At 67.3% G+C, this 22,083-nt stretch carries 14 protein-coding genes and 1 pseudogene; 7 read left to right on the forward strand and 8 right to left on the reverse strand.

All coding sequences use genetic code 11. The annotated features are described in order from the left end of the window. Nucleotides 1-43 precede the first annotated feature (43 nt). The 3 genes from acnA to ABE473_RS06695 all read left to right on the forward strand — a co-directional run bounded on the left by acnA (nt 44) and on the right by ABE473_RS06695 (nt 5,752). Nucleotides 44-2,800 (forward strand): aconitate hydratase AcnA, encoded by a 2,757-nt coding sequence (acnA, locus tag ABE473_RS06685; protein WP_346479401.1) that lies wholly within the window; start codon nt 44-46, stop codon nt 2,798-2,800. A gap of 247 nt (nt 2,801-3,047) precedes the next feature. After that, nucleotides 3,048-4,724, forward strand: a complete 1,677-nt coding sequence (locus ABE473_RS06690) for a long-chain fatty acid--CoA ligase (RefSeq protein WP_346488902.1) — start codon at nt 3,048-3,050, stop codon at nt 4,722-4,724. 158 nt (nt 4,725-4,882) lie between these two features. Beyond that, nucleotides 4,883-5,752 (forward strand): crotonase/enoyl-CoA hydratase family protein, encoded by an 870-nt coding sequence (locus ABE473_RS06695; RefSeq protein ID WP_346488903.1) that lies wholly within the window; start codon nt 4,883-4,885, stop codon nt 5,750-5,752. A gap of 50 nt (nt 5,753-5,802) precedes the next feature. Here the strand turns inward: ABE473_RS06695 and ABE473_RS06700 are convergent, their stop codons facing one another. The 4 genes from ABE473_RS06700 to prfB form a co-directional block, all read right to left on the reverse strand. Continuing rightward, nucleotides 5,803-7,977: an ATP-binding protein gene (locus tag ABE473_RS06700; RefSeq protein ID WP_346488904.1), complete on the reverse strand. Its 2,175-nt coding sequence runs from the start codon at nt 7,975-7,977 to the stop codon at nt 5,803-5,805. A 1-nt stretch (nt 7,978) separates the two neighbouring features. Then, nucleotides 7,979-9,118, reverse strand: a complete 1,140-nt coding sequence (locus tag ABE473_RS06705; protein ID WP_346488905.1) for a two-component system response regulator — start codon at nt 9,116-9,118, stop codon at nt 7,979-7,981. 201 nt (nt 9,119-9,319) lie between these two features. Continuing rightward, a complete protein-coding gene (lysS, locus tag ABE473_RS06710) occupies nt 9,320-10,837 on the reverse strand; it encodes a lysine--tRNA ligase (RefSeq protein WP_179459036.1) in 1,518 nt (505 codons plus the stop codon). Between the two features lie 125 nt (nt 10,838-10,962). Further along, nucleotides 10,963-12,088, reverse strand: a protein-coding gene (gene prfB / locus ABE473_RS06715) for a peptide chain release factor 2 (RefSeq protein ID WP_346488906.1) whose coding sequence is annotated in 2 segments (ribosomal slippage) — nt 10,963-12,012 and nt 12,014-12,088 — 1,125 coding nt in all. Because the reading frame shifts where the segments join, the coding sequence is not laid out codon by codon here. A 204-nt stretch (nt 12,089-12,292) separates the two neighbouring features. Here prfB and ABE473_RS06720 point away from each other — a divergent pair. Continuing rightward, the gene (locus ABE473_RS06720; RefSeq protein ID WP_346488907.1) at nt 12,293-13,042 is read left to right on the forward strand and encodes a M48 family metallopeptidase; all 750 of its coding nucleotides are present in this window, start codon (nt 12,293-12,295) and stop codon (nt 13,040-13,042) included. 50 nt (nt 13,043-13,092) lie between these two features. Here ABE473_RS06720 and ABE473_RS06725 read toward each other — a convergent pair whose 3' ends face one another. Continuing rightward, the gene (locus ABE473_RS06725; RefSeq protein WP_346488908.1) at nt 13,093-13,962 is read right to left on the reverse strand and encodes a LytTR family DNA-binding domain-containing protein; all 870 of its coding nucleotides are present in this window, start codon (nt 13,960-13,962) and stop codon (nt 13,093-13,095) included. Between the two features lie 147 nt (nt 13,963-14,109). On the opposite strand from ABE473_RS06725, the pseudogene ABE473_RS06730 reads away from it, so the two are divergent. Beyond that, nucleotides 14,110-14,235, forward strand: a pseudogene (locus ABE473_RS06730) (acyltransferase); the annotation flags it as partial. 97 nt (nt 14,236-14,332) lie between these two features. Here the strand turns inward: ABE473_RS06730 and ABE473_RS06735 are convergent. Further along, the gene (locus ABE473_RS06735) at nt 14,333-17,212 is read right to left on the reverse strand and encodes a VIT domain-containing protein (RefSeq protein WP_346488909.1); all 2,880 of its coding nucleotides are present in this window, start codon (nt 17,210-17,212) and stop codon (nt 14,333-14,335) included. 148 nt (nt 17,213-17,360) lie between these two features. On the opposite strand from ABE473_RS06735, the gene ABE473_RS06740 reads away from it, so the two are divergent. Beyond that, on the forward strand, nt 17,361-18,410 hold the full coding sequence (locus ABE473_RS06740) for a DUF1176 domain-containing protein (protein ID WP_346488910.1): 1,050 nt from the start codon (nt 17,361-17,363) through the stop codon (nt 18,408-18,410). 28 nt (nt 18,411-18,438) lie between these two features. Here the strand turns inward: ABE473_RS06740 and ABE473_RS06745 are convergent, their stop codons facing one another. After that, nucleotides 18,439-19,059: a hypothetical protein gene (locus ABE473_RS06745; protein ID WP_346488911.1), complete on the reverse strand. Its 621-nt coding sequence runs from the start codon at nt 19,057-19,059 to the stop codon at nt 18,439-18,441. Continuing rightward, nucleotides 19,052-20,716, reverse strand: coding sequence for a single-stranded-DNA-specific exonuclease RecJ (gene recJ / locus ABE473_RS06750; RefSeq protein WP_346489003.1), 1,665 nt, complete (start codon nt 20,714-20,716; stop codon nt 19,052-19,054). The genes ABE473_RS06745 and recJ overlap by 8 nt, the downstream gene beginning before the upstream one ends. 253 nt (nt 20,717-20,969) lie before the next feature. Between recJ and ABE473_RS06755 the strand changes: the two genes are divergently transcribed. Next, nucleotides 20,970-22,040 (forward strand): DUF1176 domain-containing protein, encoded by a 1,071-nt coding sequence (locus ABE473_RS06755; protein ID WP_346488912.1) that lies wholly within the window; start codon nt 20,970-20,972, stop codon nt 22,038-22,040. The last annotated feature ends 43 nt before the right edge of the window (nt 22,041-22,083 follow it).

Raw genomic sequence — 22,083 nt, forward strand, 5'->3', positions numbered from 1 at the left:
CCGGCGCAGCCGTTGCAAGCCATCAGCAAAGGAGTCATCTGCAATGAGCGATTCGTTCTCCACCCGCAGCCAGCTGGACGTCGGCGGCACCACCTACGACTACTTCAGCCTGCCCAAGCTCGGACAGACGTTCGACATCTCCCACCTGCCCTACTCGATGAAGATCCTGCTGGAGAACCTGCTCCGACATGAGGATGGCGGTGTCACCGTCGGCAAGGACCACATCCAGGCCGTGGCCCAGTGGGATCCCAAGGCCGAGCCGGACATCGAGATCGCCTTCATGCCGGCCCGCGTGGTGCTGCAGGATTTCACCGGCGTGCCCTGCGTGGTCGACCTGGCCGCGATGCGCGATGCGGTGGTCAAGCTCGGCGGTCGGCCGGAGCAGATCAATCCGCAGATTCCCTCCGAGCTGGTGATCGACCACTCGGTGCAGGTCGATGTGTTCGGCACGCCGGACGCGCTCGATCTCAACGGCAAGATCGAATTCCAGCGCAACCAGGAACGCTATGGCTTCCTGCGCTGGGGCCAGAAGGCCTTCGATAATTTCAAGGTGGTGCCGCCCAATACCGGCATCGTCCACCAGGTGAACCTGGAGAACCTGGCCCGCGTCGTCATGACTGCGGACAAGGACGGCAAGGCAGTGGCCTATCCGGACACCGTGTTCGGCACCGACAGCCACACCACCATGATCAACGGCATCGGCGTGCTGGGCTGGGGCGTCGGCGGCATCGAAGCCGAGGCCGCCATGCTCGGCCAGCCGTCGTCGATGCTGATCCCGCAGGTGGTCGGCTTCAAGCTGACCGGGCGCATGCCCGAAGGCGCCACCGCCACCGACCTGGTGCTGACCGTCACCCAGATGCTGCGCAAGCACGGCGTGGTCGGCAAGTTCGTCGAGTTCTTCGGCGAAGGCCTGCAGCACCTGCCGCTGGCCGACCGGGCCACGATCGGCAACATGGCCCCGGAGTACGGCGCCACCTGCGGCATCTTCCCGATCGATGAAGAGTCGCTGACCTACCTGCGCCTGTCCGGCCGCAGCGAAGCGCAGATCGACCTGGTCGAAGCCTATGCCAAGGCCCAGGGCCTGTGGCACGACGCCAACACCGCACATGCCAGCTACAGCGCCACGCTGGAACTGGACATGGGCCAGGTCAAGCCGTCGCTGGCCGGCCCGAAGCGCCCGCAGGACCGCGTGCTGCTCGAAGACGTCAAGCAGAACTACCGCGAGAACCTGGTCGGCCTGACCACCAACCGCGACAAGCGCAACGATGACGTGTCCAAGTTCGTCAACGAAGGCGGCGGCGCGGCGGTCGGCAACGAACAGCTGGCCAAGGGTTACAGCGACGTGGAGCTGGAGGGCAGGAAGTTCCGCCTGAAGGACGGCGCGGTGGTCATCGCCGCGATCACCTCGTGCACCAACACCTCCAACCCGGCGGTGATGATCGGTGCCGGCCTGCTCGCCCGCAACGCGGCGGCCAAGGGCCTGGACCGCAAGCCGTGGGTCAAGACCTCGCTCGGCCCGGGCTCGCGCGTGGTCACCGATTACCTGGAAAAGGCCGGTGTGCTCACCGAGCTGGAGAAGATCGGTTTCTACGTGGTCGGCTATGGCTGCACCACCTGCATCGGCAACTCCGGCCCGCTGCCGACCGAAGTGAGTGCCGGCATCGCCGCCGGTGACCTGGTGGTGGCCTCGGTGCTGTCGGGCAACCGCAACTTCGAAGGCCGCGTACACCCGGAAGTCAAAATGAACTACCTGGCCAGCCCGCCGCTGGTCGTCGCCTACGCCATCGCCGGCACCACCGACATCGACCTGACCACCGAGCCGCTGGGCACGGGCAGCGATGGCCAGCCGGTGTACCTGCGTGACATCTGGCCGAGCAACAAGGAAATCGGCGATGTGATCGCCGCGACCATCGGGCCGGAAATGTTCAAGAAGAACTATGCCGACGTGTTCAAGGGCGACACCCGCTGGAACACCATCAAGTCGCCCGACGGCGATCTGTATGAGTGGGACGGCAGTTCGACCTACATCAAGAACCCGCCCTATTTCGAAGGCATGACGATGGACGTCGGCCACATCGACGACGTGCATGGCGCCCGCGTGATGGGCCTGTTCGGCGACTCGATCACCACCGACCACATCTCCCCGGCCGGCAACATCAAGAAGGATTCCCCGGCAGGCCGCTTCCTGCAGGAACGTGGCGTGCAGCCGGCCGACTTCAACAGCTACGGCAGCCGTCGTGGCAACGATGACGTGATGGTGCGCGGCACCTTTGCCAACATCCGCATCAAGAACCTGATGTTCGGCGGCGAAGAAGGCGGCAACACCCTGTACTTCCCGAAGGACGGGGGCGAGCCGCAGAAGCTGGCGATCTACGATGCGGCCGTCAAGTACAAGGCCGAGGGCATCCCGCTGGTGGTGTTCGCCGGCAAGGAATACGGCACCGGCTCCTCGCGCGACTGGGCGGCCAAGGGCACCAACCTGCTGGGCGTCAAGGCGGTGATCGCCGAGAGCTTCGAGCGCATCCACCGCTCCAACCTGGTCGGCATGGGCGTGCTGCCGCTGCAGTTCAAGAATGGCGACAACGCGCAGAGCCTGGGCCTGGATGGCTCGGAAGTGGTGGACATCACCGGCCTGCAGGATGGCGCCAGCAAGTCGGCCACCCTCACCGCGACCCGGGCCGACGGCACGAAGAAGACCTTCGAGGCCCATGTGATGCTGCTGACGCCGAAGGAAGTGGAGTACTTCAAGCACGGCGGCCTGCTGCAGTACGTGCTGCGTCAGCTGGCGGGCAAGAAGTAAGCCAGCCGCCGCGTTTCAGGCGGCACCGGGTCACGCCCCCGCGCGGTCGTGACCTCCCGGTAGCCCACGACCGTTGGTCGTGGGCAGGCACCGCGCATGTCGCAAACAACGCGCCCCGCTGCCCCGCCTCCCCCTTTCTTCACCGACCCTTCGCGTTTTCCATTCGGGACGGTATGCTGCCGAGGCATGAAACGACGGATACTCTCCGTCATCGCATCACATCATCCACGTTTCCTGGAGGGGGAATATGAGTCTGGAACGACCCTGGCTGCAGAGTTATCCCAAAGGCGTACCCGCCGAGATCGACGTCAACGAGTTCCATTCGGTTTCGGCCGTCTTCGACACCTCGGTGGCCAAGTTCCGCGACCGCCCCGCCTACTCCAGTTTCGGCAAGGTCCTCACCTACGGGGAAACGGACGCGCTGGTCGAACAGTTCGCCGCCTACCTGCTCGGTGAGCTGCAGCTCAAGAAGGGCGACCGCGTCGCCCTGATGATGCCCAACTGCCTGCAGTACCCGATCGCCACCTTCGGCGTGCTGCGTGCCGGCCTGACCGTGGTCAACGTCAATCCGCTGTACACCGCCCGCGAGCTCAAGCACCAGCTGGTGGATTCCGGCGCGGCCGTGCTGGTGGTGGTCGACAACTTCTGCGATACCGTGCAGCAGGTCATCGCCGATACGCCGATCAAGCAGGTGGTGACCACCGGCCTGGGCGACATGCTCGGCGCCAAGGGCATCGTGGTGAACTTCGTACTGAAGTACATCAAGAAGATGGTGCCCAACTACAGCCTGCGTGGCGCGATCCGCTTCAACCAGGCACTCAAGCTGGGCAGCCGCCACACCCTGCCCAAGGTCGAGATCGACCACGACGACGTCGCCTTCCTGCAGTACACCGGCGGCACCACCGGCGTGGCCAAGGGCGCGATGCTGACCAACCGCAACCTGGTGGCCAACATGCAGCAGGCCTCGGCCTGGATCTCCGCCTCGGGGATCGAGATGGGCAAGGAGGTGATCATCACCGCCCTGCCGCTGTACCACATCTTCGCGTTGACGGCGAACGGCCTGGTCTTCATGAAGTTCGGTGGCTGCAACTACCTGATCACCAACCCGCGCGACATGAAGGGCTTCGTCAAGGAGCTCAAGGCGACCCGCTTCACCGCGATCACCGGCGTCAACACGCTGTTCAACGGCCTGCTCAACACTCCCGGCTTCGAAGAGGTCGATTTCTCCTCGCTCAAGATCACCCTGGGTGGCGGCATGGCGGTGCAGCGCGCCGTCGCCGAGCGCTGGAAAAAAGCCACCGGCGTGACCCTGATCGAGGCCTATGGCCTCACCGAGACCTCGCCGGCCGCCTGTATCAATCCGCTCAACCTGGCCGAGTACAACGGCGCCATCGGCCTGCCCATTCCCTCCACCGATGCCTGCGTGAAGGATGACGCCGGCAAGACCCTGGCCGCCGGCGAAGTCGGCGAGCTGTGCATCAAGGGTCCGCAGGTCATGAAGGGCTACTGGCAGCGCCCGGAGGACACCGCCCAGGCGGTCGATGCCGAGGGCTGGCTGCACACCGGCGACATGGCGCGGATGGACGAACAGGGCTTCTTCTTCATCGTCGACCGCAAGAAGGACATGATCCTGGTGTCCGGCTTCAACGTGTACCCCAACGAGGTCGAAGACGTCATCGCAATGATGCCCGGCGTGCTCGAGGTCGCGGCGGTCGGCGTGCCCGATGAAAAGTCCGGCGAAGTGGTCAAGGTGGTCATCGTCAAGAAGGACCCCAACCTCACCGCCGAGATGGTCAAGGAGCACGCGCGTGCCAACCTGACCGGCTACAAGCACCCGCGGATCGTGGAGTTCCGCAAGGAGCTGCCGAAGACCAACGTGGGCAAGATCCTGCGTCGCGAACTGCGCGATACGCCCGCGCCGTAACGGTTCCCCAACGGTTTCATCTTCACAGGGCCCCTGCCGGCAACGGCGGGGGCCTTTTGCGTTGCGTGAGATGGCGGGGGTGTAGGATCGCGGCGTGTGGACCCGTCAGGCCCGCCGCCCACCGTCCTCCCAGCGGGCCAGCCTCCGAGGAAATCGCCATGAGCACCATTGAAAAGCTGCCCGTCAACCACCGCTACGCCACGATCCGCACCGAGACCACGGGCAACGACGACGCCCATTGGCTGTACATGCATGCGGATGCCGGCAGCGGCATCCGCCCGTGCTGCCGCAAGGACATGCTCGATGAAATGTGGAATTTCATGAGCGCCATCACCCGCACCCCGGCCGAGCGCAACAGCGGCAAGCTGCGCCATTTCGTGCTCGCCTCCGATGCGAACGCATACAACCTGGGCGGTGACCTGGACCTGTTCACCCGCCTGATCCGCGAGGGCAACCGCGACCGCCTGCTGACCTACGCGCAGCGCTGCGTGGAGGGCGTGCACCACCTGCACACCGGCTTCGGTGGCGACGTGCGTTCGATCGCGCTGATCCAGGGCGACGCGCTGGGCGGCGGCCTGGAGATGGCGCTGGCCTGCCACACCATCGTGGCCGAGGAAGGCTGCGGCATGGGCCTGCCGGAAGTCCTGTTCGGGCTGTTCCCGGGCATGGGGGCCTACTCGTTCCTGTGCAAGCGCGTGGCGCCGCAGCTGGCCGAGAAGATCATCCTCGACGGCCGCGTGTATTCGTCCGAGGAGATGCATGCGATGGGCGTGGTCGATGTGCTGGTGCCGAAGGGCCAAGGCGTCAAGGCGGTCGAGGACCTGATCCGCCAGCACCAGCGCATTCCGCATTCCTACCTGGCGATGAATGCCGCACGCAACCTGGCCCAGGCCGTGCGTTACGACGAGCTGCTGGAAATCACCAAGGTGTGGGTGGACTCCGCGCTCGCGCTGGGCGACAAGTCGCTGCGCACCATGGATCGCCTGATCAAGGCCCAGACCCGCCGCGCCACCCTCGACGTTGCCTGAGTCCTCCCCTCCCCTGTGTTGTTCAAGCCCGGCGGCCGCCGGGCTTTTTTTCAGCGCATGTCGCTGCCGTCGTCTGCCTGCCCCTGGGTCCGGCGCTGCGCACGCGCGTCCAGTGCCTGCCGGCCTTCCTTGATCCCCGCCTGCAGCAGGGTCACGCGCTGCCGCCATTCGCTCTTGAGCTGCCAGTCGGCCATGCGCATCAGGTCGCCGGCACGATTGGCGACGCGGACCAGGCCGAGATTGCTCGCCACGCCCTTGATCGCATGCGCCTGCTCACGGAAATGCACCCAGTCGCTGCGCTCACCGTCGGCCAGCGCCACGCCGACGCACTGCTCGGCATCGGCCAGGCATTGGCGGATGAACTCGCGTTCGAAGCCATCACCCATGCCGAGCGAGGCGAGCTCGTCGAGCACGCCCGGATCCAGCACGCCATCGAGTACGGTGGCAGTGCGCACGATCGGCGCACTGGCCTTGAGCTGGCCATTCGAGGCGATGTCGGCCAGCACGTCCAGCAGCCGCACCGCGACGACGGGCTTGGCCAGGAAGGTGTGCGCACCGGCCTGGGTGCAGCGCTGGATCGCCTCGGGGGTGACATCGGCGCTGAGCACCAGCACCGGCGTGCGCGGACCGCCACCGGCCTGCATCACGCGCAGCTCCTTGAGCATGTCCAGGCCGCTCATCCCGGGCATGTGCAGATCGACGATCGCCGCATCGAAATCGCTCTCGGCCATCGCATCCAGCACCGCTTCGCCGCCGTTGACGCACAGCACCTTGTGGCCGGCCTTCTGCAGCAGCCGCTGCAGCACCATCCGGTTGGCCTCGTGATCATCGGCGACCAGGATGTGCATGCTGCGCACGCGCGCGCGATGACGCAGGAAGGGATCGGCGAAGGCGATGACGTTGCCGTTGCGGTCCGGCAGCCCGTCGCCGACCAGGGCCGGGGTGACCGTGCCCAGCGGCACGCGCGGCGGCGCGAACGGCAGCTCGAACCAGAAATGGCTGCCCTGCGGCGGATTCTCTTCGTAGCCGATGTCGCCCCCCATCGCCTCGACCAGGCCCTTGGCGATGGTGGTGCCCAGGCCGGTGCCTTCGTGGCGGCGCGCCATGCTGACGTCGGCCTGCTCGAATGCCTCGAACAGCCGCGGGCGCATTTCCGGCGCGACGCCGATACCGGTATCGAGGATGTCGAAGCGCAGGCGCACCCCGCCGTTGGATTCGGCATGCAGCACCGCGACGCGGATCTCGACCCGGCCGTGGTCGGTGAACTTGACCGCGTTGCCCGCGATATTGAGCAGGATCTGGCGCAGGTGACCGAGATCGCCGCGCAACAAGGGCGGCACGGTATCGGCGACCTTGACCCGGTAGTCCAACCGCTTGGCCTTGGCCTGCGGCAGCAGGATCAGCCCGATCGCCTGGATCACATCGGCCAGCGCGAAATCCTCGGCGTTGACGCGCAGCTTGCCGGCTTCGATCGCGGAGATGTCGAGCACCTCTTCTACCAGCGCCAACAGGCTGCGCGAGGAGGCCTGGATGGTGTTGACGCACTCACGCTGCTCGTCATCGAGCTTGGTGGTGGCCAGCAGTTCGGTCATGCCCGACAACCCGTTGAGGGGGGTGCGGAATTCATGGCTCATGTTGGCCAGGAAGCGACTCTTGGCCTCGTTGGCGCGGCGCGCCTCGGCCATGGTCCGGGTCAACTGGCGCAGCAGCGTGGAGAAATACAGCGGCACCGCCGCCAGGCCCAGCCACAGGCCGAACGCCAGCCGGGCATTCTGCTCCCAGTACGGCGTGAGCAGCGCGGTGCTGCCGAAGCTGACCATGGCCATCGCCACGGCCACGTACAGATAGTTGTTGCCGTAGCGCATGCCGTTGCCGACGGTCACCCACATCACCACGATGTAGACCCAGGCCAACGGCTCGCCCATCTGCACCATGCCGGCGGCGATGAGACCGTAGTCGGCGAGCATGCCGGCCACGCGGCGCGGATCCGAGCGCCCCGGCCGCCACAGCAGCCAGCCGAACAGGCCCAGCGACAGCGTCAGGCCGGTCAGCACGATGGCCAGCACGCCGTGGTACTGCTCCGGCGGCAGGTCGTGGCGGGGCCCCGGCATCAGGACATACAGCAGGATCAGGGTGATCAGCACGATGCGCACGATCGCCTGGCCGTGCTCGGTGTCCGGGCGCTGCGCCAGACGTTGCTTCAGGCGCGGGTACAGACGACGCATATCACATCCCCGGGCGGGATGACGCAGTGGAGTGCTGTGCGCAGATCTCGTCAAGCTGGAGGCGGCCGCGCAGCAGGGCATCGACGCAGCGCGGATCGAACAACCGACCACGCTGGGCGTACAGATAAGCCAGCGTGGCTTCCATGGTCCATGCTTCCTTGTACGGACGGGGTGAGATCAGGGCATCGAACACGTCGGCCACTGCCACGATCCGCGCTTCCAGCGGAATCGCATCGCCGACCAGGCCATCGGGGTAGCCGCTGCCGTCGTAACGCTCGTGATGGCGCAGCGCGATCAGCGCACCGACCTGGATGAAACGGTTCTGGCTGCCGCTCAGCAGTTCATAGCCGATCCGCGGGTGCCGGCGCATGATCGCCTGCTCCTCGTCGTTCAACTTGCCCTGCTTGAGCAGCACGGCATCGGGAATGGCGATCTTGCCCATGTCGTGCAGGGGCGCGGCCATCTCGATCAGCTTCACCTCCTCTTCCGGCAGCCCGAGCTGCTCGGCGATCAGGCCGGCGACATGCGCCATGCGCTCGAGGTAGGCGCTGGTGCCCGCATCACGGAACTCGATCGCCCGCGCCAGCCGCGATAGCGTCTCGCGCTCGCGTTCCTCGACCTCGTGCATGCTGGCCAGCAGCCGCTGCTCCAGCGACAGCGCACGCTGTTTGACGTTCTCCGATTGCTGGCGCAGCTGCAACAGGTTGTAGCAGCGCGCGCGCAGTTCGCGCGGGCGGATCGGCTTGACCAGGAAATCGATCACCCCGGCCTCCAGCGCGGCCTGCCGGACCGGCTCGTCGCCGACCACGGTGATCAGGATCACGGGAATGTCGCGGTGCTTGGGAAGGCGACGGAAACGGCGGGCGAACTCCAACCCGTCCATCTCCGGCATGCGGTAATCCAGCAGCAGCAGATCCACGCCGTGCGACTCGCACCAGGCCAGCGCCGTCAGTGGATCGCCGAAGTCGTGCACGGACAGTTCCGGCGCGATGTCCTCGATGACATGGCGCAGCATGGTTCGCGCGGACGTCTGGTCGTCAACGATGACAATATTCAAGGCTGCTTCTGCCTTCTTCCTTGACCACACTGGAACATGCTGCGGAGAGGATACTCCGCCGCTCAGCACACTGGCACCTTGCATGGGTCCGCCTCCCGTCATGAACACCCCAGTTCATGATCGTCGTCACAGTGTGATGCCGGTGTGGGCATCCCCCTGCAACCCGTCATGGTCTGTGGCCATCACGCCATAGCGCCTGTTAAGGCCACGCAGAAACCATACTCGCGCGGCCACGGGAGCGGAACCCCCATCCGGACGTGCCCCAAGCACGCCCGGACGCAGGTCTCAGTTTTCGGGACGCATATACGGGAACAGCAGCACGTCGCGGATCGAGCTGCTGCCGGTCAGCAGCATCACCAGGCGGTCGATGCCGATGCCCAGGCCGCCGGTCGGGGCCATGCCGTACTCCAGCGCGCGGATGTAATCGGCGTCGTAGTGCATGGCCTCGTCGTCGCCGCCTTCCTTCGCCGTCACCTGGGCCTGGAACCGGGCCGCCTGGTCTTCCGGGTCGTTCAGCTCGGAGAAGCCGTTGGCCAGTTCCTTGCCGTTGATGAACAGCTCGAAGCGGTCGGTATAGCCCGGCTGGTCATCGTTGGCACGGGCCAGCGGCGAGACTTCCACCGGGTGGTCGGTGATGAAGGTCGGCTGGATCAGGGTGTGCTCGACGGTGGCTTCGAAGATCTCCAGCAGCAGCTTGCCCCAGCCGTAGGATGGCTTGATGCGGATCTTCAGGCGTTCGCAATGGGCGGCCAGCGCGTCGCGGTCGGTGCAGTCGGCCGCGCTGATCTCCGGGTTGTGGTGGCGCACCGCTTCGTCCATGCGCCAGCGGCGGAACGCCGGGGCCAGGTCGATGGTGGCGCCATCCCACTCCACCGTGGTGGTGCCCAGCACCTTGCTGGCCACGTCACGGATCACGCCTTCGGTCAGGTCCATCACTTCGGTGTACGTGGCGTAGGCCTCGTACAGCTCCATCATGGTGAATTCCGGGTTGTGGCGGGTGCTGACGCCTTCATTGCGGAAGTTGCGGTTGATCTCGTACACGCGCTCCAGCCCACCCACGACCAGGCGCTTGAGGTACAGCTCCGGGGCCACGCGCAGGTACAGGTCCAGGTCCAGCGCGTTGTGGTGGGTGGTGAACGGCTTGGCCGTGGCGCCGCCGGGGATGTAATGCATCATCGGCGTTTCGACTTCGAGGAAGTCGCGGTTGTCCAGCCAGGCGCGCATGGCGCGGATGATCCGCGAGCGCTTGATGAATACCTCGCGCGACTCCGGGGTCACGATCAGGTCGACGTAGCGCTGGCGATAACGCTGCTCCACGTCGGCCAGGCCGTGCCACTTGTCCGGCAGCGGGCGCAGCGACTTGGTCAGCAGGCGCAGGCTGGTCGCCTTGACCGACAGCTCGCCGGTCTTGGTCCGGGTCAGCCCGCCCTCGACGGCGATGATGTCGCCCACGTCCCAGCCCTTGAAGGCGGTGTAGGCATCGCCCAGGGTGCTGCCCTGGAGGAACAGCTGGATGCGGCCGGACTCGTCCTGGATCTGGGCGAAGCTGGCCTTGCCCATCACGCGCTTGGCCATCAGGCGGCCGGCCATTTTGACCTGGCGGCCGCTGGCTTCCAGTGCTTCGGCGGTCCACTGTTCGGCATCGGCGAACTCGGCCTGCAGGGTGCCGGCGAAGTGCTCGCGGCGGAAATCGTTCGGGTAGGCGATGCCCTGCCCGCGCAGGGCGGTCAGTTTCGCGCGGCGCTCGGCGATGAGGCTGTTCTCGTCGACGGGGGGCTGCGGCGCGGCGGTCTGATCGTTCATGGCGTGGGTCTATGTATGTCGGGGGGAGGTACGGTCCCCGCCATCATGCCGATGGTCGGGGCGGATTGCGAAACCGGGCGTGCCCGGGCACAACGGATCGGGGCCGCGCGTGGCGGCCCCGACGGTCAGGCGTCGGTGCGTTTGGCACCCACGGCCAGGCCGGACTTCAGGCTGGCTTCGACGAATTCGTCGAGATCGCCATCCAGCACCTTCTGCGTATCGGAGCGTTCGATGCCGGTGCGCAGGTCCTTGATACGGCTCTGGTCGAGCACGTAGTTGCGGATCTGGCTGCCCCAGCCGATGTCGGACTTGGTGGCTTCCACCGCGTCGCGCTCGGCGTTGCGCTTCTGGATTTCCAGCTCGTACAGCTTGGCGGCCAGCATCTTCATCGCGTTGTCGCGGTTCTGGTGCTGGCTGCGGCCGGTCTGGCAGGCCACGACCGTATTGGTCGGGATGTGCGTGATACGCACCGCCGATTCGGTCTTGTTGACGTGCTGGCCACCTGCGCCGGAGGAGCGGTACACGTCGGTACGCAGATCGGCCGGGTTGATGTCGATCTCGATGTTGTCATCGACTTCCGGCGACACGAACACCGAGGTGAAGCTGGTGTGGCGGCGGTTGTCCGAATCGAACGGCGACTTGCGCACCAGGCGGTGCACGCCGGTCTCGGTCTTCAGCCAGCCATACGCGTAATCGCCTTCCACGCGTAGCGTGGCCGACTTGATGCCGGCGACGTCGCCGCCGGAGACTTCCATCAGCTCGGTCTTCCAGCCGCGCGATTCGCACCAGCGCAGGTACATGCGCAGCAGGATCTCGGCCCAGTCCTGGGCTTCGGTACCGCCGGCACCCGCCTGGATGTCGACGAAGGCCGCCGCGGTATCCATCTGCCCGGAGAACATGCGCTGGAACTCAAGCTGTTCTACGTGCTTCTGGTACTTGTCCAGGTCGCTGATCACGGCCAGGGCGGTTTCTTCGTCCTGTTCGCTTTCGGCCAGTTCCAGCAGTTCGCCCGACTCGGCCAGGCCGTCGAGGATCGTGGCGATGCCGCCGACGGTCTTCTCCAGATTGGCGCGTTCGCGGCCAAGGTTCTGGGCGTATTCGGCGTTGTTCCAGATATCCGGGTTTTCCAGTTCCCGGGTTACTTCTTCCAGACGCTCTTTCTTGGCGTCGTAGTCAAAGATACCCCCTGAGCGAGAGCACGCGATCGGTGAGATCGGTGATGCGCTGGCGGACAGGATTGAGCTCGATCATGTCGGCGATTAATGCGTGCGAAAAGACTGTCCATCATAGCCTATCCGGGGCTTTCCGGCGGTGGCCGGGGCGCTGGGCGTCGCGTGGGGTGGGGGAAAAACGACTTCGCTGAACACGGGCGGCCGGCCAGGCGGTAGACTTCCGCCCCGCCGCGCGGCCTCCTGCCCTGCGGTTCCCCAACGCACTACATGGAGCACCACCCCGATGAGGACGTCATCCTCCGCCCTGCTGCTGGCTCTCGCCTGCCTGACCGCTTCCACCACCGCCTCGGCCCTGGACCTCAAGCAGCTGACCAGCACCGGCCTGAAAGCCGGCCAGGCGCTCACCCTGTCCGACCAGGACGTGGCCAAGGCCGCCGACGAAGCCTGCGTCTACATGGACCAGCAGAACAAGGTCGCCCCCGCCAACAATCCGTACGCCCAGCGCCTGGCCAAGATCACCCAGGGCCTGGCCAATGAAGATGGCATGAGCCTGAGCTTCAAGGTCTACCTGACCGAAGACGTCAACGCCTGGGCCATGGCCAACGGCTGCGTGCGCGTGTACTCCGGCCTGATGGACATGGCCTCGGACGACGAAGTGCGCGGCGTGATCGGCCACGAGATCGGCCACGTGAAGCTGGGCCACTCCAAGACCAAGATGCGTACCGCACTGCTGGCCTCGGCCGGTCGCGACACGCTGGCCGCCTCGGGCAATGCCAACGTCGCCACCCTGACCCAGGGCCAGCTCGGCGCCTTGGCCGAAGGCTTCGTCAACGCGCAGTTCTCGCAGAAGGAAGAAAGCGCGGCCGACGAGTACGGCTACCGCTTCATGAAGCGCCACCAGTACGACCCGGCCGCACTGGCCAGCATGTTCCGCAAGCTGTCCAGCGAGGGCGGCCTGATGTCCTCGCACCCGGGCTCGGAAGCCCGCGCCGGTCGCATCGACGCGATGATCAAGAAAGACAGCAAGCGCTGAGTTCCCTGCCGGCACCCTGCTCCGCCAGGGTGCCGGTCAGCCCGGCAGGATCAGGCCGGTGCCTGCACGGCCAGCGCCTGCCGGAACGAGGGCAGCTGCCGGCGACTGCACGGTACCCGGCTCCCATCGTCCATGTGCAGCAGGGCCTCGCCCCCGTCCAGCGGCTCGATCGAGACCAGGTGCCGCACGTTCACCAGCCAACTGCGGTGGGCACGCACGAACAGCGCCGGATCCAATCGTTCTTCCAGCGCCGCCATGGTGCTGCGCAGCGGGTAGTCGTGCCCGCGCACCCGCAGGTTGACGTAGTTGCCGGCCGCCTGGGCGTACTCGATATCACCGGTGGCGACCAGGAAGTCGCGGCCCAGCTTGCGCACCAGGAACCGTTCTGGACGCTCCACGGCGTCCACCGGCGGCGCATCGTCCGGCGCGGCCAGCAGATGCGCCTCGCCCTGCCGGCGCCGCCCGAACCAGCTGAAGAAGTGCTCGATCGCCACGAAGGTGAAGAAGGCACGGACATCCTTGAGGTACTCGTACATCAGGCGCACCGGCCAGGTGGCATCGTCCTGGTAGTGGTAGCCGAGCGCGGCATAGGCGAGATGGCGCAGCCCCATCATCCCGGTGACATGCACGAGCGACCACGCCACGCTGGCCAGCAGGTACAGCGGCAGACGCCGCTTCCAGGTATCGGCGTGCAGCGGCCAACGCTGGCAGCCCCACCACAGGACCGGCAGCGTCAGCAAAATCATCGTGACGCTGCTCAGCTCCCAGATCATCGGCTGCCACAGGCCCAGGTCTTCGCCACGGCGACCCGCATCCATCACTTCCACCAGCGCATTCGCCACCGCGGTGGTCAGCAGGATCACCGACCACACCAGCATCCGCGCACCCGGCCGCCACCGCGCGGCACGTCCGTTCGCCATTGAATCGTCCATTCGCAAAGGGTCGTCAGCCTGACTCATCCCGCCATGGTAGTGCGCCCCACCCGTCCCTTGGCGACCGCCATTCGTCACTTGCCCACGGCGGCAGGCCCCTTCGCCATGGCGGACCGCGCGGCGACTGCGCACCGTATCGCCCTGCTGTTCTGGCTCCAGCCGCTGCAGCTGGGGCCGTGGTGGGAGCCGCTGCTGGTCGTGGCCGGGACGGTGGCAGGTTGTCTGCAGCTGCACGAGGGGCTGATCCGGCGCGTCGGCTGACTGCGTTCGCTGTTCGGACTGCGCCGGCAGCGGTTGCCGCCGATGTGTCCCGCCGCCGGTGGCGCAGCGGCGGGATCGCCGGAAACGAGCTGAGCAGCTACTTCACCTCGAACTCCCCGACCAGCACCGTCTCCGCGCGGTCCTTCAAGCGCAGCGTGACCTGCTGGTCGCGCTGGTCGCGGCTGCCCCACTTCGTGCTCAGGCGCAGCATCAGCGTGGTCGCGCCGGTGACCAGCTGCTCGCGGCTCCCGAAGTAGTTCGCTTCGATCCTGTAGATGCCCGGCTTGGCATCACGCAACGAGAACTGCTCCGGGCCATAGCCGCCGGTGAAGTCCTGCGACATCTGCCCGCCCTGGTAGGTCAGCCGGTTGCCGTAGTACGCGCGCTCGCCATTGGGATCGGTGACCCACAGGTCCATGTCGCTGTTGTCGCTGTCCCAGCTCAGCACCACGCGCAGGTCCAGCGGCATCGCACGGCGCAGGCGCGGGTCGATGGCCGAGGCGTCGACGCGCTCGCGGGCGATCAGCCGGGTCAGCTCATCCAGCGCGATCAGCGAGATGCCGTCAAAGCGGCCATCCCACGGGCGCACCACCACTTCATACAGCGATGCCACCGCCGCCTGGTACTCCCCGGCCGCTTCGAGCGCCAAGCCGAGGTCACGGAAACTCTGCGGCTCCTCCTCGCCCATCGCCAGCACCTGGCGGAACACCGGCACCGCCAGCGCCGGCGCCTTGGCCTGCATCAGGCGGTAGCCGAGCACGCGCAGCACGTGGCGGTTTTCCAGGTCCATCTCGGCCAGGTTGGAGAGCACGCGCAGGGCCAGGTCGCGCTGTCCGCTGGCCAGCAGCAGATCAGCCACGTCCAGATAGAAGGCGCTGCTGCCAGCGTGCTGTTCGCGCTCCTGCAGATACAGCGGATACAGCTGCGCCGGCTTGGCATCGCGCAGGCGGCGTGCATAGACCGAATCCGGCGCCCACGGCGCCAGGGTCAGGGTGATCTGGCCGCTGTTGGCCTTGGGTGCCGACTTGGCGCGACGTCCAGTGGTGGCCTCTGCTTGATCGGCAACCGCCGAGGCAGTCAGCTCGACACGGTCCAGCGCCATCGGCGCCGCAGGTGCCGGCGGTGGCGCGGCCATCGCCATGGCGACCGGCGCGGCGACGGCGTGCACGTCCGGCTTGGGCCGCGGTGGCGCATCCTTGGGCCAGCGGGTATTCCACCACTGCTCGCGCTCGGCGAACTGGCGGGCGATGCCATCCAGGCGGCGCTTCCGCTCGCTTGCCACATCCGCCACCGTCAACGCATGGCGCTGGTCGTAGGCCGCGCGCAACGGGGCCGGCGGACGGATGCCGTAGCGCAGGTAATCCTCCAACGTTTCAAGAACCAGCAGCGAGGTATCGGCGGTCACCACACCGAACTGCTGCGACAACGCCTTGGCCGCCGGCGCCCCGGCCGGGTCCGCCGCCAGTGCGGCCAACCGCGCATTCGCCCATGCGTGGGCGACCAGGCCGCTTTCCGCCACGCGTGCGTCCGCGACGTCGAGGGTGATCGGCTGCGGATCGCTGCCGCCACCGCGCAGAGACAGCAGCACCGTCGCATCGGGACGCAGGACGCGGCCGGTGACGCGGATCCAACCCTGCGTTGCGCTGGAGGCATCCACGTTCACGTCCTCCACGCCACGTGCCCGCACCTCGGCAACCTCGACGGGCTGCTGGAGCAGCAGCGGCATCACGCCTGGCACCTCCGCCTCGCTGCTCACCTGCAGCAGCTGGCCATGATGGGCGCTGGTCCAGGCACGCAGGCGCGGTGTGTCGGTCTTCGCACCGGCGCCGCTCAGCGCATACAGGCGTTGATCGGGCGCCAGCGTGGGCAGCGTCTGGCTGCCGTAGTTGGCCAGGCCATCGCTGACCATCAGGTACTCGCCGATGGCGGGACTGGGGGTCCAGTCGCCCAGTGCGCTGGCGCCATCGTTGGGCAGCGCCCGCAGGTACTCGCGCAGTGCCGACCAGTCGCCCTTGTTGATGGTGAACTCCCGCGGCGTTTCGCTGCGGTCACGCAGCACGGTCAACTGGACCTGGCCGGTGCCGAAGGCCTGGAAGTAGCGATCCAGCACAGCGCGTTCAGCCGCACCGTTGCGTGTACCGGCCGAGCCCGATGCATCCCACAGCAGGCCGATGCGCCGAGGCAGGACACGCGCAGCGGTGGACGTGCGAACCGGCACGCTGGCCAGCAGATAGCGCTGCCCCTCATGCAGGCCAGTGACCACGTCAGTGCTGCGTGCGAGCGGAAGGCTCCACTGCAGCTGTGCAGGCAGATCCGCGCCCCGGCCTTGCCACTGCGCCGCATAGGCGCCGGTCTTCAACGTAAACCCGAGTGGATTGACACCCACAGCGACCGGGTTGCCCGTGCCGCTGGCCTCCAGCCGGACCGTTACCTGCTCCGCCTGCCGTGCGAAGAACATGGGCAGTGACCACTGCAGGCCCTGCGGTACGGTCGGCAGGCTGTCGCGCAGCACCAGACGGACGCGACGCTCACCACGCGCCGGGATGGGATAAAGCCGCAGCCGGAACTGATTGCCGGCGGTCTGCTCCAGAAGCCCCGGATCGACCTGGCGACGCTCGATCGCTTCGAAGACCTGGCGGCCCTGCGCCTTGGGGACCGGCACCGCGTCGCGCAGCTCACCACCGATATCCAGTGCGAACCCGGCCACCTGTTGGCCCGCGGCCAGTGGGAACGCCAGCTGCCCTTCCAGCACCCGGGCATTGGGGTTGTGGAACGTCATCTCGATCGTGGTTTCGCCCAGTCCCGCCATGACACGGCTGTCGATACGGGCCTCGGTCAGCCGCACCGGCACTTCGGCGCCCGCCACCTGCAGGATGGGCGGCCGTGGCGGCGGGAAACGCCGCGCCTGGGCGTGGACGCTGGGCAGCTGCCAGCACAGAAGAGCGAGCAGACCGATACTGCGCAGTGCGAGTCCCATGTGACGCTCCTGATCCGATGACACTTCCTTGAACGCATGGCGATCCACAACGGGGTTGAGCGCTGGCAACCGCCTGTTCCGGTCATGGACGCCTCACCCGTGCTGGGCCAAGATCGCCCTCCACGGATTGATGGACCAAGGATGCCGCATGCGCCTGTTGTTGACCGCCCCGCTGTTGATGGGGCTTGCCCTGCCCGGCTACGCCGCCGCCCCCGTTGAGGGCGTGACGTTCGGCCACCGCGACTGGATGCTGGCCTGCGACAACACCCGCACCTGCCGCGCCGCCGGTTATCAGGCCGATGAGAATGGTGGCGACCCGGTCTCGATCCTGCTCACCCGCGCGGGTGGGCCGGGCCAGCCAGTGCATGCCGAACTGATGCTCGGCCAGTACGACGACAACACCTCAACCCAGCGGCTCAGCCTGCAGATCAATGGCGCCTCGCTCGGCCCGATGCAGTTCGATGCCGCCGAGGGCACCGCCACTTTTTCCGCGAAGCAGCTCGCGGCCCTGCTCGCTTCGCTGGCACGCAACAGCCGGATCGAGCTGATCGGCGACGACGGCGCACGCTGGACGGTGTCCGATAAAGGGGCTTCGGCCGTGCTGTTGAAGATGGATGCATTCCAGGGCCGCCTGGGCACGCCGGGCGCCCTGATGCGCAAAGGCACCCTCGCCGAATCCTCGGTGCCGCCTGCATTGCCGGTGCCGGTGGTGCGGCTGGGCAAGCCGGTGGCGACCCGCCCGGCAGACGAGGCGCTGGCCGCATCACCTGCGCTGCGCGCCGCCCTCGCGGCGGTGACCTCGTCCGACGATTGCGAAGCGCTGGGACCCAGCGGCAGCCTGTCGCCGGATGGCGAACCCGAGGCACTGACCGTGCAGCGGCTCAGCGCCGACAAACTGCTGGTCTCGCTGAGCTGCTGGCGCGCCGCGTACAACACCGGTGACGGCTACTGGGTGATCAACGACCGCGCGCCGTACCAGCCGCGGCTGGTCACCACGGCAGCCGTGGGTGATGAGGTGCGCACCATCCAGGAGGCGCACAAGGGCCGTGGCCTCGGCGATTGCTGGTACTCCACCACCTGGGGCTGGACCGGCACGGAGTTCGTGAGGACCGCTGACAGCAGCACTGGCCTGTGCCGGCTGGTGGCCGCCGGTGGCGCGTGGGAGATGCCGACGCTGGTGACCGAGGTCCAGGAGTAAGCCATTACGCTGCCACGCGCGGCGACGCTCAGCCGTCGTCGTCTTCCCAGCCGTCGAAGGGGAACAGCGCGGGAAGGATCGTTTCCATGATCGCCATGCTCTGCATCACGGCGTGGTCGGCCGAGTATGGGCGCGAGAATACGTCGTGGAGCGCGTGCACTGGCCGGTCCGGTGCGTTGGAGAGGTGTTCAACGTAGGCGGCCAGCAGGCGTTGCGCGGCCTGATGCCGATCCGGACCGTCCTGGGTCGCGCGCAGCGCTGCATACACGGGGCGCAGCGTTGCGGGATCGGGCAGCTGGCAGGTGTACGCCAACGCGCCGGACTGATCGTCCGCATCCCGGTAATCGTCCGGGTCGTCCGATGGCTGGTAGTCCGTGGCCACGCAGCGGGTCCTGCTCAGCCGCGCCATCACCGCGGCAACCGCGTCGTCGACTGTGATCGGACCGGTGGACGCGCCGTCTCCGCCCTCGATCCGTGCGGCCAGTTCGTGCCGCAGCAGCCACGCCACGCTCTGGCGCGAGCCTTCCAGGTCGGGGAATTCGAAGCCCTCGCGGGCGGAGAGTTCAGTGCGTGCGGTCTCGTCACCCTGCAGCACGATGCGGCTCTGCAGATCGAAACGTTCGGTGGGCGATGGGAGCAGGTCAGGCATCCGCGCAGTGCTCGATGATCAGCTGGATCGCGCCGCCTCCCCGGTAGTCATCACTGACCAGCCGATAGGCGATGTGGACGTGGTTGGCAGGCGCGTTGCCGGTCCAGCCGCTGAAGTGGATCGCGCTGACCGGCTCGGGGCGGCCCGGCACGCGTAGGCTGAGCTTGAGGTGCTTCTCTTTGAGCACCTGCCAGCGCGCCACCTGGAAGTGACCATCGAACAGCGGCTCGGGGAAGCCCTGCCCCCACGGCCCGGCCAGACGCAGGGCCTCGGCATGGGCGAAATCCAGCTCCTGCGGCAGCAACTCGCCGTCGGTGAGCAGCAGCTGCTGCAGCGAGAGCGGATCCAGCGTGCGCTCCACCACGTCCACGAAGGCCTGCTCGAACGCGGGCAGCTGCGCGTGCGGCAGACTCAGACCGGCGGCCATGGCGTGGCCACCGAACTTCTCGATCAGGCCCGGGTGCGCGGCGTTGACCAGCGCCAGCGCATCACGGATGTGGAAGCCGGGAATCGAGCGCGCCGAGCCACGCAGCGAATCGCCGCCCGGCTCGGACGGCGCGAAGGCGATCACCGGGCGATGCAGGCGATCCTTCATCTTGGAGGCGACCAGACCGACCACACCCGGATGCCACTCGGCATCGAACAAGCAGGCGGCGACCGGACGCACACCCTCGGCGCTGAGCACCGCACGGGACACCGCCAGCTCCGCGTCGTCGGTCATCAACTGCTGGACCGCACGGCGCTCGGTGTTGATCGACTCCAGCGTCGTGGCGATCTCACGCGCGTGGGCGCGGTCTTCGGTGAGCAGCAGCTCGATGCCCAGCGCCATGTCTTCCAGCCGTCCGGCCGCATTCAAACGTGGGCCGAGCGCGAAACCGATGTCGCTGCCGGTGAGGCGCGAGGCATCGCGCCCGCTGGCCCCGATCAGCGCCTGCAGGCCGACGCAGCCTTTGCCGCTGCGCAGCCGGCGCAGGCCGGCCGAGACCAGGGCGCGGTTGTTGTCATCCAGCGCGACCAGATCGGCGACCGTACCCACCGCGACCAGATCCAGCAGGGTCAGCAGGTCCGGCTCCGGCGCCGTGGCAAACGCGCCCTGCCCGCGCAGGTGGCGGCGCAGCGCCATCAACACGTAGAAGATCACCCCGACGCCGGCCAGCGCCTTGCTTGGGAAGGCATCGCCGCTGATGTTGGGGTCCACGATCGCATCCGCGGGCGGCAGGTGCTCGCCGGGCAGATGGTGATCGGTGACCAGTACCTTCCAGCCCAGTGCCTTGGCCGCGTTGACGCCAGCGTGGCAGGCGATCCCGTGATCGACCGTGACCAGCAGGCCCGGCTGCAGGTGCGCCAGGTCAGCCACCAGCGACGGTGACAATCCATATCCGTGCAGGACGCGGTTCGGCACCGCGTGCACCACGTCGCGCGCACCTAGCATGCGCAACCCGCGCACGCCCACGGCGCACGCTGTGGCGCCGTCGCAGTCGAAATCGCCAACCACCAGGATGCGGGCGTTGCTGGCAATCGCCCCGGCCAGCAGTTCCACCGCGTCCTGCATGCTGCCCATCAGCTCCGGCGCATGCAGCTGCGCCAGCTTTGGCTGCGCCTGCGCGGCATCGGTGACCCCGCGTGCGGCATACAGGCGCTGCAGCAGCGGCAGCATGTCCTCGGGCCAGCCGGCCACGGGCACGGCGTCGCGACGCTGCAGGGTGACGGCGTGCGTGGTGGTCGGGGAAGCGGCGAGCGGCGCAGCGGCGGCGGTGGAAGACATCGGCATCGCCGGGTTGCAGAGAGTGCCCCCATGATACTGGCTGGCTCCGACCGCTGCTCTGCCCCGCGTATCCGTCGCCGCGTGCGTTCCTGTTCGTGCGCTGATGACCGATACTCCCTGCCCACCTCACCACCGCCCTCCCTTCATGCGTGCATCTGCTTTCCCGCTGCGCCTCGCCATGGCCCTCTCGCTGGCACCGGTCGCCGCCGCAGCGGCTTCTTCACTGGGTACGTCGTTCTTCGAGCACGACTGGCTGCTGGCCTGTGACAACACCCGTACCTGCCGCGCCGCCGGGTTCACTGCCGACGCACCGATTGCCTTCAGCCTGCTGTTCGAACGTGCCGGCGGGCCGGATACCCGGGTCACCGCGATGCTGGGCTATGTGGACGGCGAGGAGTACGCCGGTGCAGCAAACGGGACGCCGACGCCCAAACCCGATGGCGCACTGCAGCTGCACGTGGATGGCCGTCCACTGGGCACGGTGGTTCCCACCCAGCACGACCGCCCGGCCACGCTCAGCCGCGCACAGGCCGATGCGCTGCTCGTCGCGCTGCGACGCGGTGCGCCCATCGCGATCGTTGATGCGGCCGGCAGCGCCTGGCCCATCTCCAACCGCGGTGCCACGTCAACGCTGCTGAAGATGGATGCGGTGCAGGACCGACTGGACACGCCCGGCGCGCTGATCCAGCGCGGCACCCGCCCGGAGGCGAGCGTACCGCCAGCGTTGCCGAGACCGGTGCTGAACGGTCCCCCACGGCTGGCGGAGGCCCGTCCGGCGGACGCGTTGCTCGAGGGGCGGCAGGACCTGATGGACGCGCTGCTGGACGGCCGCGACACGCAGGCGGTATGCGGGTGGGATGACGATCGAATTGAATCGACCTCGCTGCAGGTAGAGCGACTGGACCAGGTGCACCTGCTGGTCTCGATGGCCTGCCATATCCCGGGCCGCTTCGTGACCGGCCCAAGCTGGGTGATCCGCGCGCAACCGCCGTTCGAACCGGTCCTGGTGACCCGCGCACGCGTCTTCCTGAAACACCCTGACGCAGTGCTGGAAGAAGAAATGGACGAACGGTTGCTGGGGCGCTGCGGATCTGGACGGTCCTGGGTATGGGATGGCACGCGGTTCGTGGTGAGCCGCGAATACGTGACCGGGTTGTGCCGGGCCATGCCGGGCGGCTTCTGGCACCTGGCCACGTTCGAGACGGAACTGCGCTGAGCCCAGGGCTGGCCAGAGGCAGGAACGCCGACCTCGGTCGGCG

It is taken from the genome of Stenotrophomonas sp. TWI700 (assembly GCF_039673645.1).
In the GTDB taxonomy this organism is placed as follows: Bacteria; Pseudomonadota; Gammaproteobacteria; order Xanthomonadales; family Xanthomonadaceae; genus Stenotrophomonas; species Stenotrophomonas maltophilia_AA.

Coding starts and splice junctions, on each gene's coding strand:
- acnA (WP_346479401.1), top strand. CDS start 44: ATGAGCGATTCGTTCTCCACCCGCAGCCAGCTGGACGTCGGCGGCACC.
- ABE473_RS06690 (WP_346488902.1), top strand. CDS start 3,048: ATGAGTCTGGAACGACCCTGGCTGCAGAGTTATCCCAAAGGCGTACCC.
- ABE473_RS06695 (WP_346488903.1), top strand. CDS start 4,883: ATGAGCACCATTGAAAAGCTGCCCGTCAACCACCGCTACGCCACGATC.
- ABE473_RS06700 (WP_346488904.1), bottom strand. CDS start 7,977: ATGCGTCGTCTGTACCCGCGCCTGAAGCAACGTCTGGCGCAGCGCCCG.
- ABE473_RS06705 (WP_346488905.1), bottom strand. CDS start 9,118: ATGCAAGGTGCCAGTGTGCTGAGCGGCGGAGTATCCTCTCCGCAGCAT.
- lysS (WP_179459036.1), bottom strand. CDS start 10,837: ATGAACGATCAGACCGCCGCGCCGCAGCCCCCCGTCGACGAGAACAGC.
- ABE473_RS06720 (WP_346488907.1), top strand. CDS start 12,293: ATGAGGACGTCATCCTCCGCCCTGCTGCTGGCTCTCGCCTGCCTGACC.
- ABE473_RS06725 (WP_346488908.1), bottom strand. CDS start 13,962: ATGGCGAACGGACGTGCCGCGCGGTGGCGGCCGGGTGCGCGGATGCTG.
- ABE473_RS06735 (WP_346488909.1), bottom strand. CDS start 17,212: ATGGGACTCGCACTGCGCAGTATCGGTCTGCTCGCTCTTCTGTGCTGG.
- ABE473_RS06740 (WP_346488910.1), top strand. CDS start 17,361: ATGCGCCTGTTGTTGACCGCCCCGCTGTTGATGGGGCTTGCCCTGCCC.
- ABE473_RS06745 (WP_346488911.1), bottom strand. CDS start 19,059: ATGCCTGACCTGCTCCCATCGCCCACCGAACGTTTCGATCTGCAGAGC.
- recJ (WP_346489003.1), bottom strand. CDS start 20,716: ATGCTGCCGCTGCTGCAGCGCCTGTATGCCGCACGCGGGGTCACCGAT.
- ABE473_RS06755 (WP_346488912.1), top strand. CDS start 20,970: ATGCGTGCATCTGCTTTCCCGCTGCGCCTCGCCATGGCCCTCTCGCTG.